The 17,892-nt window shown below is 40.6% G+C and carries 14 protein-coding genes; 10 read left to right on the top strand and 4 right to left on the bottom strand.

The genetic code is table 11. The features are described 5' to 3' along the window. The first annotated feature begins 140 nt into the window (after window positions 1-140). From AACW06_RS14605 to AACW06_RS14595, 3 genes are all read left to right on the top strand, one after another. Window positions 141-2,540 carry a hypothetical protein gene (locus tag AACW06_RS14605; protein ID WP_192075622.1) on the top strand — a complete coding sequence of 800 codons (2,400 nt, stop codon included), beginning with the start codon at window positions 141-143 and terminating at the stop codon, window positions 2,538-2,540. A 239-nt stretch (window positions 2,541-2,779) separates the two neighbouring features. Then, window positions 2,780-3,367, top strand: coding sequence for a hypothetical protein (locus tag AACW06_RS14600; protein ID WP_192075621.1), 588 nt, complete (start codon window positions 2,780-2,782; stop codon window positions 3,365-3,367). Between the two features lie 160 nt (window positions 3,368-3,527). Beyond that, entirely contained in the window at window positions 3,528-5,729 is a 2,202-nt protein-coding gene (locus tag AACW06_RS14595; protein ID WP_192075620.1) for a hypothetical protein, read from the top strand. Window positions 5,730-6,097: 368 nt separating this feature from the next. Here AACW06_RS14595 and AACW06_RS14590 read toward each other — a convergent pair whose 3' ends face one another. Next, on the bottom strand, window positions 6,098-6,508 hold the full coding sequence (locus tag AACW06_RS14590; protein WP_192075624.1) for a VF530 family protein: 411 nt from the start codon (window positions 6,506-6,508) through the stop codon (window positions 6,098-6,100). 240 nt (window positions 6,509-6,748) lie between these two features. On the opposite strand from AACW06_RS14590, the gene AACW06_RS14585 reads away from it, so the two are divergent. Further along, window positions 6,749-7,081 carry a DUF1904 domain-containing protein gene (locus AACW06_RS14585; protein WP_053310433.1) on the top strand — a complete coding sequence of 111 codons (333 nt, stop codon included), beginning with the start codon at window positions 6,749-6,751 and terminating at the stop codon, window positions 7,079-7,081. Window positions 7,082-7,094: 13 nt separating this feature from the next. Continuing rightward, on the top strand, window positions 7,095-7,817 hold the full coding sequence (nfsA, locus tag AACW06_RS14580; RefSeq protein WP_192075619.1) for an oxygen-insensitive NADPH nitroreductase: 723 nt from the start codon (window positions 7,095-7,097) through the stop codon (window positions 7,815-7,817). A 32-nt stretch (window positions 7,818-7,849) separates the two neighbouring features. On the opposite strand, the gene AACW06_RS14575 is transcribed toward nfsA, so the two are convergent. The 3 genes from AACW06_RS14575 to rdgC all read right to left on the bottom strand — a co-directional run bounded on the left by AACW06_RS14575 (window position 7,850) and on the right by rdgC (window position 10,603). Next, window positions 7,850-8,104: a YfhL family 4Fe-4S dicluster ferredoxin gene (locus AACW06_RS14575; protein ID WP_192075618.1), complete on the bottom strand. Its 255-nt coding sequence runs from the start codon at window positions 8,102-8,104 to the stop codon at window positions 7,850-7,852. 1 nt (window position 8,105) lies between these two features. Beyond that, entirely contained in the window at window positions 8,106-9,506 is a 1,401-nt protein-coding gene (gene trhP, locus AACW06_RS14570) for a prephenate-dependent tRNA uridine(34) hydroxylase TrhP (RefSeq protein WP_192075617.1), read from the bottom strand. Window positions 9,507-9,688: 182 nt separating this feature from the next. Next, complete coding sequence (gene rdgC, locus AACW06_RS14565; protein WP_192075616.1) at window positions 9,689-10,603, bottom strand: recombination-associated protein RdgC; 915 nt, start codon at window positions 10,601-10,603, stop codon at window positions 9,689-9,691. Window positions 10,604-10,795: 192 nt separating this feature from the next. Between rdgC and phoB the strand changes: the two genes are divergently transcribed. The 5 genes from phoB (at window position 10,796) to pstA (ending at window position 17,890) form a co-directional block, all read left to right on the top strand. Next, entirely contained in the window at window positions 10,796-11,485 is a 690-nt protein-coding gene (gene phoB / locus AACW06_RS14560) for a phosphate regulon transcriptional regulator PhoB (protein WP_053310428.1), read from the top strand. A gap of 20 nt (window positions 11,486-11,505) precedes the next feature. After that, the gene (phoR, locus tag AACW06_RS14555) at window positions 11,506-12,807 is read left to right on the top strand and encodes a phosphate regulon sensor histidine kinase PhoR (RefSeq protein WP_192075615.1); all 1,302 of its coding nucleotides are present in this window, start codon (window positions 11,506-11,508) and stop codon (window positions 12,805-12,807) included. After that, window positions 12,807-13,763, top strand: coding sequence for a PstS family phosphate ABC transporter substrate-binding protein (locus tag AACW06_RS14550; protein ID WP_192075623.1), 957 nt, complete (start codon window positions 12,807-12,809; stop codon window positions 13,761-13,763). The genes phoR and AACW06_RS14550 overlap by 1 nt, the downstream gene beginning before the upstream one ends. A gap of 255 nt (window positions 13,764-14,018) precedes the next feature. Next, window positions 14,019-16,220 carry an ABC transporter permease subunit gene (locus AACW06_RS14545; protein WP_192075614.1) on the top strand — a complete coding sequence of 734 codons (2,202 nt, stop codon included), beginning with the start codon at window positions 14,019-14,021 and terminating at the stop codon, window positions 16,218-16,220. Window positions 16,221-16,243: 23 nt separating this feature from the next. Then, entirely contained in the window at window positions 16,244-17,890 is a 1,647-nt protein-coding gene (gene pstA, locus AACW06_RS14540) for a phosphate ABC transporter permease PstA (RefSeq protein WP_192075613.1), read from the top strand. Window positions 17,891-17,892 lie beyond the last annotated feature (2 nt).

Genomic DNA, 17,892 nt, shown 5'->3' with positions numbered 1-17,892 from the left:
CCTTATTGTACTCCGCCCAGTTAGTTATCTTCTTTTTCGTTTTCCCCATGTCATCACCGCTCTTACCATCACAAAGGATCAGATCGCAGGACTTGGAAAAGGTTCAACTGATTTAGGCAACAACGCCCTTTTCGACTCATATGCCAGAATATATTAGCCAATACCTTCAATGCGGTTATAAGTCGCAAACGGAAGTAGCAAACGGTGACCGATTAGCTTACAACAGTTGGGACATGATCAAAGCGAATTCGGACATTGATTTAGCTGAAAAAGGCGAAACATTCAAAATAATAATTGACCAACTTTATGCAATCGCCACAAGTTATTGTCAAAACAAGGAAATCGATCATTATAAGCTTGAGGCTGAATGTTGGCTTGATGAGTTAATCTATCACTATAAAAAAGAGCAAACTCTCAGAGATATGATTATACAATTAAAAGTCGATGATACTTCTGATGCATTTAATTTGGCACTACAAAAAATAAACACGGTTATCCAGAAAATTCGCACCTTAAATATAGTGGCTGGCTCACCAAAAGATGAAGACGAATTACGTGAGTTAGAACGGATCTTATTTGGTACAGTGATAAGTGGAGTGGCGCATAGCTTACGCTGGGGAAGCTATGAAGAGCAATATTCAGTTTTGAATAACTATAAAAATTTTGAATCTGTTACTAGAATTCTACAAGATAACGACTCCTCAACACAAAGTGATTTTTGGCGGGAATTCTTCAGAGAAGAAGGAGGAGTAAGTAAGGTTTGGAATAAATTCCAGAGTTTGAATTTGTCAAATGATCTACTTGGTAGTCAATCTTCACAAGATAAAATCTGTGCCGTTTACCCCATTTTGGCCAATCCAGTCAATGATCAAGGTAAAACACTAGGAGGTACAACTGATGTTGTTTTATCTTCGTTGACCTTATTACTTGGTATTGGTCAATATACATGGGCGACCGCCACCGATAGAGAAGATTGGGATGACCCGGTATCTCTAATTGAATTAAGCAGCGCCTTTGTTGAAGGCTCACTCCAAATTAGCTATGAAATTCTGGCTCATAATGTTACCAAATTCTTATTTGGGGACGGTAGCCCAGTGACAGATCAACTTGCGAAAGTAATGTCAAAATTCAGCCAGTATCTGGGCAAATTAACAGGAAGTGTGGCTAAGTTTATGAACTTAGAAAAAACCATCACATCAAAGCTATTCCTCGGAAATGTGTCTAAGCTCATCGATAAATGCTTTCTTGGACTTGCATTTTTGGCTGTTGGCATTGCTAGTTGGTCTTTATCTCAAGCCATTATTAGTGGGGACATTGCCGATATTGTCTGGAGCTCTGTCAATCTAATTATTTCAGGAGCTGCGTTTGGATTAGCATTAGCATCCTTCATGGGCTATGCATTAGCGGGACCAGTAGGAATCATTGTCGCTATTGTGGGTATTATTATTGCTATCGCACAATGGATATTCGAAGCATTTAGAATACCGAATCCAAGCCCAACGCCTATACAACGATATACAAGTGAAGTAATTTCTCCGAATGAACTTATTCATCCCGATCTTGGTTATTATATATGCCGCACAAGGGTCTACGATGATCTGTGGGGGTGTTTTCGTCCATTTAACATAAAAGATATGAATACAGACTGGAGAAATATAGATTCAGTGGAAGATGTAGGTAATATCAGACGGGAGCTTAGCACCTTGGTGGTTTCGAAAAAAAGAGATAAAATTTATTACTTTGGAGGAGAAAAGATTAAAAACCCAGAGTATGGCAAAAGTAGCGAATTTTTCGAAAAAGGCTTCACTGGTAGATTGAATTGGAGTGTCGACTATTCAATTCAACATGCTTATTGGGCGGTAGAGTGTGTTGATAAACATGGAAATAGTGCCGCTGCTTTTATTTGCAGCGACCGTTATTACACAATGTCACTTTATCTAACCAATGATATTGAGGAAGCCCCAAAGAATAAATTTATATTCGACCAGACAACGAAGGCGGAAGATATATTAGATGTTGTTGCTGTAAATAATCAAGATTCTTGTATTTTTATTATTATTTGTAAAAACAACAAAATCTATCAGATAAAAAACAGTAAAATATTACTATTAAACCCTGAGTTTTCTAATAGCTACGAAGATAATTTTGTTTCAAAATTGTCAGCTGTTTGTACAGGTAACATGGTGAGCATCTTCTATACCATAAGAGAGAATTCCGGTATATTCCAAACTGTTTTAGAACTAGATCAATATAATAACTTTACTAGAATAAGGACATTACGAGCTTTAGCTAATGCAGGAAGTTTTGATAACTTTAATAGCATCGTTGGACACTACATCCCTGCTAAAGATAACATGCCTGGACGTCATGAGTTTATTATAGTTGATAACAGGCGATATATACGATTTGGAGCAATCGAGTCAACGATTCAAAATGAAGGACAGGCGACTACTTTAAATCTATTTAGTGGCGTTGAGTTTGAGGTGTTAAATAATGAATTTCAAGGATTTTATAAAAATTCTTTTATAGCTAACAGTTAGAGGATATTTTGCGCCAACAAATAAACAGGTGTTTTATAAAAACACATTCAACACCTGTTTATTCTATTGTTTAGTATCTAATTATCACCATTTGTTATATTTAACAAAGACGAATATCACACAATTGGAACTTAACTTCCTCATGATTAGCTGACTGTTCCTCATGATTTTATTAAAAATAGTATCATCATTTATGCCTGAGTTATTAATAAAAAATGAACTAAAAGAGAGAAGATGTTATGAAAAAAATATTGCCATCAATAATTTATATATTAATTCTAAGCACCGTATTCAAAATATCCTTTGCTAAAGAATTAACCGGGCCTAGGGGCGATGTTCTTCAACAAAACTGTATTAACATAACAGAAAGTTACCCTGGTGAATTACACGTATTCACTTCTGCAACTGCGAAAGAAACAGGTGGACAAATCAAGGGGAGTAAGAACACCACTATAGATATCAGTCCAGGAAGGACTGGCATGTTCTGCTCTGATAAATGGGATCTAAATAGTATTTATGATGAAGGCTATGTAGATTTTTCCTTTAATGTCAAAAATAATACGGGAACAACCTTAGCTTCCTTTTCGTCCTATTCTGATTTTGATGGTACTGGCGCCGACAACTACTGGGATATTAATGAAAAGGGTCAATGTGCAGCACAGGGTGGTTATGGTGTGTATTTGAAAGCCTACATCGCCGATGATAAGCCACTCACTTTTACATGCGGTCTAATAGAAGTTGATGATGAAGACGGCGTCTCTATCATATTTGTTCCCGAGCTTCCGATAACTTATTGTACACCACATAACTCTTACGGAACGAACTAATTTTACATATCTACCGTAATTTAAACCAAATACAAAATATGAAGAGTATTTATCATTTTAGTTATATAAAATGGCCATATCTCCATGTTTTAACTTAAATAAAAACTACTATTTTGCATTTAGTTAATGACAAATTGAACTAACAAAAAAGAGTAAATTTATGAAAAGTATATTACCCTCATTATTCTACTTGGTTATACTGAGTTTGATATCACAAATATCTTTTGCTAAAAATTCAACAGGACCATCTGGGGATGTTCTGCAGCGAAACTGCGTTAGCATAGCAGAAGCTTATTCTAGTAATTTAACCGTTCATACTAGCGCATCTATTGTAGATACCAGTACTTTAGATCGTTATCGCTATCGCGATGCTACAATAAATATCAACAAGGGAATGACTGGTACTTTTTGTACCGAAACATGGGATTTAGGCTCCATTAACAACGAAGGTCATATTGACTTTGAGTTTAGGATCACCAATGACGTAGGTCACACACTAACTTCCTTTGGTTCTTATACTGATTTTGATGGTAGCGGTCGAGACAATAATTGGGACATTAATGAATTGGGCCAATGCGCAGCACAGGGTGGTTATGGGGTGTATTTGGAAGCCTTAGAAGAAGATGACGGGCCACTCACTTCAACATGCGGTCCGTTGGAAGTTGACAATGATGATGTTGCCTCTATCATATTCGTTCCTGAAATCACAGAAGATGAACCAATTGAACACGATACATATAGAGTCAATCTATCGTTATTATCCAGTTCTTTTGATGGTTTAAGGTATGGTAACAATATTTTCGATCTTGGTGACTTAGTCAATAAGCCGATTGCTGAAATTATCCGCCGCGCAGATATGATCGCTCAACAGAGTGAGCTACAAGGTAAAATTAAGGTTATTTTGCCTGAAGAAACAATAGGAAATAAAGAAATCACTCTGATTGATACACAAAATGGTACGTTGCCTGTCAATTTTTTAGAACCAACGTTGTACTCGTTTACCTTCTCCGTACCAAAAGGAACCAATATATCTGATAAGATTACTATCGAATGTAATATAACGGAGTTAGATACTATAAACGACGATACGATCTGTAACGGGACTTATAGTTACCCTTATTTAAATTCGACCATGTTCTCTACGTTAACTGATATAAGTAATGCAGTTAGCCAACAATTAAATATAAATAAGGATGCTAACAGTATAGATACAGTCGTTCAACTAGCAAATTTTCTTGGATACGAAAAGCTATTTCGTAATAATGAACCTGGTAAAAACTTACTTGAAGTTATCAACCTGACAGTTGACTTTATTAAAGAGAGTGGCAGCATTGTAGATATACTATTAAATCCCACTGAATTAGACCGTTACTTAAAATCTGTCTCTGGAATCTATATACTTAATGCCAATATAACAAAGATACAATCTAATATTTTCACCCCAAACAATAACCATTTAAATCTAACTTGGCATGTGGATTACAATGGTTTTGCTAAAGAGGGTCAAGTAGGTCAAGCTGGTGCCGAAATATATGGTCAACTATATTATATGCCCGAAGCTATAGGCGTAAATATATTAGAACTTGTACCTGAATCTATTAATATTCCTAGTGATGTTAAGTACCTACTCAAAGGATTAGAAATTCCATTTTATTTGGGGGATGCTATTCCCGTATTCAACCTTGATAGAAGAACAGCGAAAGATTCAGGATTTGGTATTCTACATGGTATGGCTAGGTCATTAGAATCCAGAATCAATAGTAAAGGAAACGGTGCCTATTTTGTTAATATTTGGGAAAGAGATGGAGATACAACTTTAGATGTTGATGATTGTATCGGCAAAGGAAACGCCTTCGGCCTAGATAACAAAGTAGAATCAATTTCTGTAGCTAGTAGTTGTGACTGGCTCAGCGATTTGGATGAAGATAACAAAGTAAATCTGAATAGTAGTACCAATAAAGATGGAGATTTCAATAGTGGTGACATCTATATCATTGAAGGTGTACTTAAATTTACTCATCATGATGGAGCGGGTGACCAATTTGAAGCCTATGGAGATGTGAATTTAACTGTGAATGGACAAACTATCTTTAATACTACCTTGAAAGAAAATGAAACAACCAACAATAATGATGTGTACCAGTCTATTCCGTTTTTAAGTACAATAAAAAGTAATTCTTCCCCTGTATTTGATTTAGATATCAAAATTTATGAATTAGATACTGCTAATAATGATGATATCATTAACCAATACATACCAGATTTACCTTATGATATCGGAGTGAAAAAAACGCTCTATTTAAAGGGTGATAATGGTGGTTTACTAGAATACAAAGTATCCAAAGTTCGCCGCAAAAGATAATCTATAAAGGGAGAGCCAAATACATAAACTGCCCTCCATTATTTTGGGGGGCTTAACATATTCAAATCTACCTATTATAGATTATTAACAGATACATTATAAGTAATCCAAGCTTAGGTTAAATTAATGCAATTAAAGCTATTATGATACAATCAGCAAAACTTTTAATTAGGCAAACATTACCAGAAGTTGCAGGTTCACTCGTATCCAGAATTACGGATAACTTTCAGGTTTTGAAACCTGCATCTTCAAGTTGAACGGGTATAGTTAAACAAAACTTGGCTTATATCCATCTTCACAAAAGCTAAAAGAGTCAAATACAGCTAACCACGTTTGACTCTTTGTTTTGCATACTAGTTGTCAGTTAACTAACGGCGGAATTGGCGTCCACGAGAAGAACGATCTTTATGAGCCGATGCTGCTTTGGCTTGCGACTTCAAAATTGAATCAACAGTGAGTTCCATTGGCTCTTTTGGTTTAATCCCATGTGCAAAGGTGCGAGCTCGAGGTGGTAAATCATACTCTTCGCTAGATGCACGAGGCATACGCTTAAAACGGTATAGGTAAAAATTCTCTAATTTTTCTCTTGCCCAATCTGTTTTATTTAAATACTTAACACTGCTCGCAACCGATGGGTTAGTGTGAAAACAGTTAAAACGCATCGCGGTATCTAGAATATCCCAACCGTAAAAATCGACTAGCTCTTGTATTAACGTTTCTAACTTAAGACCGTGTAATGGGTTGTTCTTTTGTAATTCAATTCTTTCTTCATCAGTCATCATAACGAGTTCCTAAGTATCTAACTAAGCAAAGCTGGCTGGATTTGCGTGCAAATCTTCAATTACACCTTGATACGTTTATTAAGCCGTTGTATCAAGGTTTGAGGGCGGGCAATTCTAACAGAGTTAGCTTAGCATCCCTATTATTATCGTTATGAATAGCCGCTTGCTTGAGACAACCTCGCCCACCATCTATCTTCCTGCTATGATAGTTTCACTTAACGATAAGGGAAACTTATTATGCCGCATTTTAGATTTCGAGCTGTTGAACCTCAAACTGTACAAGCTTTATCAAAGCCCTTAATTGATGAGTTGGAGTCAGTGATGGGATCACCACGTGAAGATTTTACGTTTGAATATATTTACACCACATTTTTTCATGAAGGTGAAGTGAGTCCAGCTTATCCTTTTGTTGAGGTATTTTGGTTTGAACGTGGACAAGAGGTTAGAGATACGGTTGCTCAAGTAGTCACGAAACAAGTGAAAGAAATTGTTGGTGAAGACAATAACGTTGCTGTTATTTTTACGGCTTTGGAGCCGAGCGCTTACTACGACAATGCGAAACACTATTGAGAGGGAAGTCTGAATGAACGCTGTTGTTAAAACCATTCTCTCTCACCGCTCTATCCGCTCGTTTTCCGATCAGGCGGTTTCTCAAGAACAAATGGATGCGATTATTTCATCCGGTATTGCCGCGTCTTCATCAAGCTTGTTACAAGTAAATTCTGTTATTCGGGTTACGGATAAATCTAAGCGTGAACAATTAGCTAAGCTGGCTGGTAATCAAGCCTATGTGGCTACCGCTGCAGAGTTTTTAGTTTTTTGCATTGATTATCAACGTCACTATGCAATGAATCCTGAAGTGAAACCTGAGTTTATGGAGTTGACACTTATCGGGGCCGTTGATGCTGGGATTATGGCGCAAAACTGTTTACTTGCCGCAGAGTCGATGGGGTTGGGTGGTGTTTATATTGGTGGATTAAGAAACTCTCCTAAAGAGGTCGATGAGTTACTAGAGCTCCCTAAGTATTGTGCGGTTTTGTTTGGCATGTGCTTAGGTCATCCAGCTCAAGATCCTCAGTTAAAACCTCGCTTAAGTCCTACTGTGATTGTCCACCAAGATAGCTACCAAAAACTCGATCAGAATGCGATCAAACAATACGATCAAACCATGCTTGATTATTATCAATCACGTGCAAGTAATACCAAGCAAGAAATGTGGTCACAACAAATCACGGCTAAATTATCTCAAGAGTCTCGCCCTTTTATGTTGGATTACTTAAAAAGCAAAGGACTGGCTAGTAAATAAAAAAAGCCCAATCGTTCGATTGGGCTTTTTCATCAGGCTAAACCTTGAATGATGACAAACTTTTCGAGTAGTTCACTCTCAGTTTCGATGTGCTCAGGATCGGTGATGATGCAGTTAGTGATAGGGCATACAGACTGACAAGTTGGTTTGTCGTAATGTCCCTTACATTCCGTGCATAAATGTGGATCAATTTCGTAGATACTGCTACCCATTGAGATGGCACCATTCGGGCACTCAGGATCACACATATCACAATTAATGCATTTCTTTGTGATCAGTAATGCCATGTTACTTACCTACAGGGTTACGGGTATCCTGACCGGCATTTAAGTTACGCATTAACAAGCCAAAGCTTAAATCCAATTCTTCAGGAACAGGGATATAAACAAAGTGCCCATTTCCCTTTGCGTCGTCTACGGTTTCACCTTTACGATTTTCCATTGCTTCTAGTGTGAACACCACGTTACCTTTTGGTGTCATCAGCTCTAAACTATCACCTAGGATGAACTTGTTCTTTACTTCAACTTCAGCCATTTCACCGCGGCGTTTGCCTGTAAATTCACCGACAAATTGTTGTGAATCAGATACGGAATAACCGTAATCGTAGTTTTGGTAAGTATCATGAGTATGGCGACGTAGGAAGCCTTCAGTGTAACCACGGTGAGCTAGGCTTTCTAAAGTACCCATTAAATTTTCATCAAACGGCTTACCTGCAACCGCATCGTCAATGGCTTTGCGGTAAACTTGAGCAGTACGAGCACAGTAATAGAAGGACTTAGTACGACCTTCGATTTTGAGAGAGTGGACACCCATTTGAGTGAGGCGCTCTACGTGTTGTACCGCACGCAAATCTTTTGAGTTCATGATGTAAGTACCATGCTCATCTTCGAACGCGGCCATTTTTTCTTCTGGACGATGGCTTTCTGACAGCAATACCACATCATCAATCGGTTTACCTAAGCCAAGCGTATTATCAGGGCGCTCTTCTTGTACTTCGATTGTTTGAACCGTTGCTGGGTCAAATTTTTCAACAATTTGGCCAGATTCATCTTCTTTAGCCGTCTCGACTTTATATTCCCAACGGCAAGCATTAGTGCAAGTGCCTTGGTTTGGATCGCGCTTATTAATATAACCAGACAATAGACAACGGCCTGAATACGCCATGCAAAGCGCGCCATGCACGAAAATCTCTAGTTCAGTATCAGGGCATTGTTGGCGAATCTCTTCAATTTCTTCTAGCGAAAGCTCACGGGAAAGAATGACACGTTCCACACCTTGAGATGCCCAAAACTTAACGGTTGCCCAGTTAACAGCATTAGCCTGTACTGAAAGGTGAATCGGCATTTCTGGAAATGCTTCACGAACCATCATGATAAGACCAGGGTCTGACATGATCAGTGCATCTGGGCCCATATCGACAACCGGTTTTAGATCGCGAATGAACGTTTTTAGTTTCGAGTTATGAGGTTGGATATTACAAACCACATACAGTTTCTTGCCTAAAGCGTGTGCTTCATTGATACCGATTTGCAGATTTTCATGATTGAATTCGTTGTTACGTACACGAAGGCTGTAGCGTGGCTGTCCAGCGTAAACCGCATCAGCACCATAGGCGAATGCATAACGCATATTTTTTAAACTGCCTGCTGGTGATAGTAGTTCAGGTACGAAAGGTTTATTTGTGCTCATTGCTATTCTCTAATTCTGATCTCAAGTCAGGCCAATACCACCTAATGGTATTGGAGGGGCGCAAATTTTACGCCAAAAAAAGAGATGTGCCTAGGGTGATAGTTAGGGATAGAAAAAAAAGCCTGATTTACTGTATGGATATCAGGCTTTAACTCTTTGATTCTTGCAAATGGATGAGGAAACTATGCCTCTGGGTGAGGTAAACCACCGAGTGCTTCAAACAGGTTAGGTAAGAAGGCTGATATTTCGCCACACATCAGAGAAAAGTCTGCATCAAAGCGTGCTGCAGGATCTTCGCGTGGAATGTCATCATTCTGATCTTTAAGATCATCACTAAATGCTAAACGTTTTATGCTGCAATCTTCAGCTAAAATGAAGCTGATGCGATCTTGCCAATTCAAAGAGAGTTTTGTGACGACTTTATTGGCTTCGATGTGACTTAAAATCTCATCACTGGTTAATTCTTGCTTCTTACAACGAATAACAGCACCGTCTTCTAATAGCGATTTGAGTTCTGCTTCTTCAAGTAAAGTAAAGCCTTGAGGTAAATCACCACTTTTCACCCATGCCGTTAACGTGGTTTCAACCGCTTGTTCTGGAATCGCTGGTACAACGGGTAAGCTGCCCATGGTTTTACGCAGTAGTGCTAATACGTCTTCTGCTTTTTTATAGCTTGCTGCATCAACAAGAATAAGGCCTTGCTTTGGTAGGATCAGAACGAAAGTGAGATTACTACGGCTGAAAGCTCGTGGTAGAAGATCAATCACAATGTCTTCTTTCAGGTTGTCTTTTTCTTTCTTTTTGAGAGGACGACCTTCTTCAGCTTCTATCATTTCTACTTTGGCATTTAAAGATTCTTTAATAACCGATGCAGGAAGCATTTTTTCTTCTTTTTTCGCGCAGATCAGAATACGGTCTTCAGAGACATGAGTCATCATGTCACCGTGTCTTCCCATCGCATGAACCCAGCCAAATTTCTGCTTATCTTGACTCCCGCATGGCGTAAAACGAAATTCAGCCAGTTGTTCTTCAAGTTTGTTAGCATTAAATTCAACATCGCGATTAACACGATAAACCATACAGTTTTTAAACCACATATTCTTTCTCTTACCTTATTAGAAGACGCAACATGATAGGGGATTTAAGTGTTAAAGTCTTAAACCAATTTCAAAATATAAACATGAACTTGATAAGAAAGTTATATGAAAAATTGTTTTCAAAGGTCACAAAAGTGTCATAATTGTTTCTCATAATGCATAGCGTTGATTACATAGAAAGGTTGTTCAATTATGTCTAGAAGGATTCTGGTTGTTGAAGACGAAGCCCCAATTCGTGAAATGCTATGCTTCGTACTTGAGCAAAAAGGTTATCAAGCGGTAGAGGCAGAAGATTACGATACCGCGGTAAACAAACTTGCTGAACCCTTCCCTGATCTCGTGTTATTAGATTGGATGTTGCCTGGTGGTAGTGGCATTAACTTTATCAAACATATGAAACGTGAAGAATTGACCCGCAATATTCCGGTGGTAATGCTGACTGCGCGTGGTGAAGAAGAAGATAAAGTACGTGGCCTCGAAGTTGGGGCTGATGACTATATAACAAAGCCTTTTTCTCCCAAAGAGCTGGTGGCTCGCCTTAAAGCCGTTATTCGTCGCGTTACTCCTACCGCTCTTGAAGATGTGATTGATGTACAAGGTCTAAAGTTAGACCCAGTCTCTCACCGCGTTACCGCCAACGAGCAGCCATTAGATATGGGGCCGACTGAATTCAAAATGCTCCACTTCTTCATGACGCACCAAGAGCGTGTATATAGCCGCGAACAACTACTGAATAATGTATGGGGCACTAATGTTTATGTGGAAGATCGTACGGTTGATGTTCATATTCGTCGCTTAAGAAAAGCTTTAGAGGAAGCGGGGCATGACAAGCTGATTCAAACCGTACGTGGTGCCGGTTATCGCTTCTCGATCAAAGCTTAAAGACGGAATTGAGGAACTGAATGGTTGAACGACTTACGTGGAAAAGGCTAGCTTGGGAGCTGGCTTTTTTTTACTCCCCTTGGATTGTGATCGGGTGGATCTTCGGTTATATGCCTTGGCTGTTGCTTGCGGCAACAGTGTTGCAATTGGTATGGCATTTGCACAACCAAATGCGCCTTTCTGCGTGGTTGTGGGATGAAAAACGTTTAACACCACCTTCTGGTTCTGGCAACTGGGAATCCCTGTTTAATGGGATTTATCGTCTTCAGCAGCGTCAGCGAAAAAAGCGCAAAGAGCTGACCAATTTAATCCGCCGTTTTCGTAATGGTGCAGAATCACTTCCTGATGCGGTGGTGGTATTTCGCGACGAAGGCAACATTGTTTGGTGTAACCGTCTTGCGCAGCATTTACTCGGTTTTCGCTGGCCAGATGACGCAGGACAACCTATCTCGAATTTGTTACGCGCTCCAGATTTTATCAAATATCTGCAAAAAAATGATTTCAGCGAGCCACTTGAAATGCGCTCACCGCTCAATGTAGAACGTATGCTTGAACTGCGTATTGTGCCGTACACTGAAGGTGAGCATTTAATGGTGGTGCGTGATGTGACTCAGCTAAAACAGCTTGAAGGCATGCGCCGTAACTTTTTTGCTAACGTTTCTCATGAGCTTCGAACACCGATGACTGTACTACAAGGTTACCTTGAGATGACCGAAGATCCTGACATGCTTGTGGGGCCGATGTGGCCAAAAGCGCATGGAGTCATGACAGAGCAGCTTAACCGAATGAACAGTTTAGTTAATCAGCTCTTAACGCTCTCCAAAATTGAAGCAGCGCCAATGCATGAATTGGAAGATGTAGTTAATGTACCAGCCATGCTCGAAATTCTTGAAAAAGAAGCACTGAGTCTGAGTGGAGATCATCATCACAAACTGTATTTTAGTGTCGATAAGCAGTTAAAGGTGCTAGCGGATGAAGATCAACTGCGTAGTGCGATTTCAAATCTTGTCTATAACGCGGTGAAATATACCCCGCCCGGTGCGGAAATTAATGTGCGTTGGTATCAAAATGCGCAAGGTGCTTGTCTTGAGGTTACTGATAAGGGCGATGGTATTGAACCGCAACATTTGCATCGTTTAACCGAACGTTTTTACCGGGTGGATAAAGCGCGCTCTCGTGATACAGGCGGCAGTGGTTTAGGTTTGGCGATTGTAAAACATGCACTTTCTCACCACGATTCACATTTAGAGATACGCAGTGAAGTTGGCGTCGGCAGTCAGTTTTCATTTGTACTGCCAAAGCGTTTGGTTGTGAGATCATGATGAAAAAGGCATTGAAACCATTCGTGATATTTTCTTGCTTGGTGTTTTCGCATCTTATTGCTGCTAATTCTCTGCCTGATTATAAAAAAACGTCGGGTGTAGCGGGGAGTTTGTTGTCGGTTGGTTCAGATACGCTCGCGGGGATGACTACCTTGTGGGTGGAAGAGTTTAAAAACGTTTATCCGAATATAGATGCGCAAGTCCAAGCTTCTGGTTCATCAACCGCGCCACCGGCATTAACGGAAGGAACGGCGCAATTTGGACCGATGAGCCGCCCGATGCGTAGCCGAGAAATTGAAGCTTTTGAGCGGATGCATGGCTATAAGCCTACGGCTCTGCGAGTGGCGATTGACGCTATTGGTATTTTTGTTCACAAAGATAACCCTGTTCAAGGGTTGAACTTTGTGCAGCTCGACAGCGTTTTCTCATCCACATTGCGTTGTGGGGCTAATCAGCCGATCAATACTTGGTCTGAACTAGGTGTGGATTACGCTTGGGCCAAACGGGGGATTCAGCTGTTTGGTCGTAATTCTGTATCAGGAACTTATGGTTACTTTAAATTGAATGCGCTGTGTGGTGGTGATTTCAAAAAAAACGTCAATGAGCAGCCAGGTTCAGCTTCGGTAGTGCAGTCGGTTGCTTCATCAATCAATACCATTGGTTATTCCGGTGTTGGCTATCAAGTTTCCGGTGTTAAGTTAATTCCAATAGCTAAGCAAGGCCGTGAGTATGTTGAAGCTAGTCAAGAGAACATTTTGTCGGGGAAATATCCGTTATCTCGTTATCTTTACGTCTATGTGAATAAACACCCAACACGAGACTTTTCACCTATTCAGCGCGAGTTTATCCGCTTTATTTTTTCTCGTCAGGGACAAGCGTTAGTTGAAAAGGACGGGTATGTTCCCATTAGTACTGAATTTGCAAAACAAGAGCTCGCTAAGGTCGGTATTGAATAGCGAACATTAATACTCGCTTTGTTTAATACCGACTGATCTATCTTGGGAGTGATTCTATTGAACTCATAGGTACAATTTAGAACTCTACTACTTGAATTCAACCAATGATCTGTTTTTTCTTTGATGTGGCATCTTTGTTTCAAGGGAGCAAGTTGAATATAGTTGTTTTCTTTTCAGTTATTTATTGCGAGCTGTAATATAATTGTCATGCAAATTACATATTGTATGCTCAGAAAAGTATAGGTAGAGACAGCGATGGCACCAGCCGAATTTTCATTGAAGGAACGAGACCAAAAACGACTGATTAAAGATCGTTTGTTTCGACTTGCAGTGAACATCGGCGGCATTAGTGTATTGGGCGCGCTAGTGCTGATTTTTGTCTATCTGGCTATGGTAGTTTTCCCGTTGTTTGGTAGCCCCAAAATTGAGAGTAATGCTGCACAATCTGCTGTGACAGCTGTTGATCCTCAGTTATTGTCGATTGATGAGTATGGTGAAAATGCCTTTATTTTTGACCATGATGGGCGAATGACGTTTTGGTCTCTCGATTCGAGTAACAACCGCGCTAAGTGGTCGCAGAGATTAGCGATTAAACCCGCTCTATTTTCTTCATCCACGGTCAATGATGGTTGGTTTGCAGTCGCTGATGCTAGCAATCGGGTTGTGGTAGCCCGTCCTCAATTTAACTCCCTACCAAGTAAGCAAGGCCGGCAATTGACTCCTGATGTGGAATACTTGCCTTTGCCTGCCGAGCTGCTTCTCGCGAGTGACGATCAAGTTCTTGAGCGGTTTACGTTTGCCGTTGGAAGTGATGATGTATTTTTTGCTGCGTACACTGATACTGGACAAGTCACCATTCAATGGGGGGCAAGGCATTCAGCTCAGCTTTGGCAGCGTTTTACGTTCCCGGCTCAGTTTTCTGATGTTGATCAGATGCTCTTTACGCCGGATGGAAAAACGCTTTATCTGCGTATGGGGTCAGACCTAGTAGTGGTGACTCAGTCCGAGGGGAGTTATTCCGTACGAGAGATTGTCGATTTAAGTCAAGGTAATAAACAACATCAGGTTGTTCAACTAAACTTACTCTCAGGAGCCTATTCTCTTTTGGCTACTCACCATGATGGCCGAGTATCACAGTGGTTTGATGTGTTACAAAATGGCGAGCGTAAGTTAACCCATATTAGGGAGTTTAAACTGGCTCCTCAGGTGCAATTTTTATTACCAGATAGCTACCGTAAAGGCTTTTATAGTTTTTACCCTAATGGCACCGTACAAAGCCACTATACGACGAGCGAAAAATTGGTGCTATTTGAGCGCGTGTATAACAAAGCGCCCCAATTAGCGGCGATGTCGAATAACGAGCTGTATTTGGTTACATTGAATGACCAACAGCTAAATGTGGCAAAAATTGACAACGATTATCCAGAAATATCGTTTTCTTCGTTATGGCAAAAAGTCTGGTACGAGGGTTACCCACAACCTGAATACGTATGGCAATCGACATCTGCAAATGATGAATTTGAGGCCAAGTTTAGCCTAGTGCCGATTGCTTTTGGCACACTTAAAGCCGCAGCATATGCGATGTTGTTTGCCGTTCCTATCGCGGTACTAGGCGCGATCTATACTGCCTATTTTATGGCACCAAAAATGCGCCGCGTCGTTAAACCATCAATTGAATTGATGGAAGCGTTGCCAACGGTGATTATTGGCTTTTTAGCGGGTCTTTGGTTTGCACCGCTTGTTGAGAGCCATTTAGCTGCGGTAGGGGCGTTAATGTTGGGGTTACCAATAGTTATGTTGCTCGTTGGTATCATCTGGTACTTGTTGCCCAAAAGGTGGATTCGTCATTTCGCCAATGGTTGGCATGCGCTGATTTTAATTCCGGTACTGGTGCTCAGTGCTGCACTTATTTTTTCTCACAGTAGTCAAATAGAAATGTGGTTGTTCGATGGCGACATTCGAATTTACTTAGCGCAACATGGAATAGACTTTGATCAACGTAATGCTTTGGTTGTCGGATTCGCTATGGGCTTTGCGGTTATTCCGACGATTTTCACCATTGCAGAAGACGCTATTTTTTCTGTTCCCAAACATCTTTCTGATGGTTCATTGGCGTTAGGGGCGACCTCTTGGCAGACTTTAATCCATGTGGTGTTGCTAACGGCCAGCCCTGGCATTTTTTCTGCGATTATGATGGGACTAGGGCGTGCCGTGGGTGAAACGATGATTGTCTTAATGGCAACAGGAAATACACCTATTTTAGATTGGAATATCTTGGAAGGAATGAGAACACTTTCAGCAACGATAGCGGTTGAATTGCCAGAATCTGAAGTGGGTAATAGCCACTATCGCTTACTATTTTTGGCGGCCTTATTATTATTTATCTTCACCTTTTTTGTGAATTCAGTAGCTGAATGGGTTAGACAGCGGTTGCGAGAAAAATATCGTGCCTTGTAATCAATTAGGAATAACAATCCCGAATGTTTAAGTGGATTAAATCAGGAGCACCTTGGATATGGTTAACGGGCGGAGCTGTCAGTCTCAGCCTGATTTCTGTGTTAGGGTTACTACTATTGATTGGTTGGAAAGGGTTGACCTATTTCTGGCCTACACCGCTTTATCAGTGGCAAACCAGTGACGGCAAGAAACTTGTTGGGCAACTCTATTCTCAAGAACAGGTGCCGTTGACTCACCTGCGAGAGGTCAACATTGATTGGCCGCCAGAGGCATTAGTGTCTGGTGAGGTTAATCGTCTTAGTATTAAAGTGGCAAACCGAGAGTTAACTCATGCTGATTTTGTCTCTATTTTGGATGTCAAATTATCGAATAAGCAAAAGCCTAGCGGCTGGGCTGTGATCGAGCGTGTGCGTGATGGCCAGTTTTACGGCAAACCGATCGCCTATTTGCAAGCGAATGGCCAAGAAAGTTTAGATGCTCAAGCGCAGCTCGAGCAAGGAATGCGTGATGCGTCTTTGTTGCGAGAAAAAATCGACAATATGATTACCGAGGAAATCCGTGTCATTGGTAATGCTGCTGAAAAATTGCGTTTAGAGAAGCGTCGTAAAGAGTTGAATGGACAGTTAGATGAAACTTATCTTGCGCAATATAGGCAAAGAAAAGAGGATTTAGATAGCCAGTTGGTGCTCTCTGAGCAAAAGCTTGATGCATTGCGTGCTCAATTAAATCAACAATCATTGATTGTCGAAGATATGACCGGTAGCCGAGTCTATATTCCGTTGAGTCAGATCCTCGATATTTGGTATCCCAACGACATGAACTTGGGGCAAAAAGTCACTCAATGGGGAAAACAAGTTTGGGTGTTTTTATCGCAAAGCCCGCGTGAATCTAACTCGGAAGGTGGTGTATTTCCTGCCATATTTGGTACGGTGTTTTTAGTGTTGATTATGTCAATCATTGTGATGCCACTCGGAGTAGTGGCTGCCATTTATCTGCATGAATACGCCAAAGATAATGCGTTCACTCGAGTTATTCGAGTAGCTGTCATAAACTTGGCTGGGGTTCCGTCCATTGTGTATGGGGTGTTTGGCCTTGGTTTTTTTGTCTATACGATAGGGTCATCGATTGATGCACTGTTTTATGCCGAGCGTCTGCCCGCCCCAACTTTTGGCACACCAGGTTTATTGTGGTCGGCGTTAACCTTAGCCGTACTGACTTTACCGGTCGTGATAGTGACCACTGAAGAAGGTTTAACAAGGATCCCGAGTTCTGTAAGGCATGGTTCCTTAGCTTTGGGTGCAACACAATTTGAAACCATTTGGCGGATTGTTTTACCGATGGCAAGTCCAGCCATTATTACCGGCTTAATCCTTGCTATTGCAAGGGCTGCGGGTGAAGTGGCTCCATTGATGTTGGTTGGTGTGGTTAAATTGGCCTCCAGCTTACCCGTTGATGGCGAATTTCCATTTGTTCATCTAGAACGCAAGTTCATGCATTTAGGCTTTCATATTTATGATGTCGGTTTTCAAACTACCAATATTGAGACTGCGCGGCCATTGGTTTACGCGACCTCCTTTTTACTCGTCACTGTTATTGTCGCGTTGAATTTAACTGCCATTAGTATTCGCAATAATTTGCGTGAGAAATACCGAACGTTGGGGCAAGATTAAGC

It is taken from the genome of Vibrio sp. S12_S33 (assembly GCF_963889785.1).
Classification (GTDB): domain Bacteria; phylum Pseudomonadota; class Gammaproteobacteria; order Enterobacterales; family Vibrionaceae; genus Vibrio; species Vibrio aestuarianus.
The sequence above is the reverse complement of the archived record's forward strand: the minus strand, read 5'-3'. Positions and strand labels throughout refer to the sequence as shown.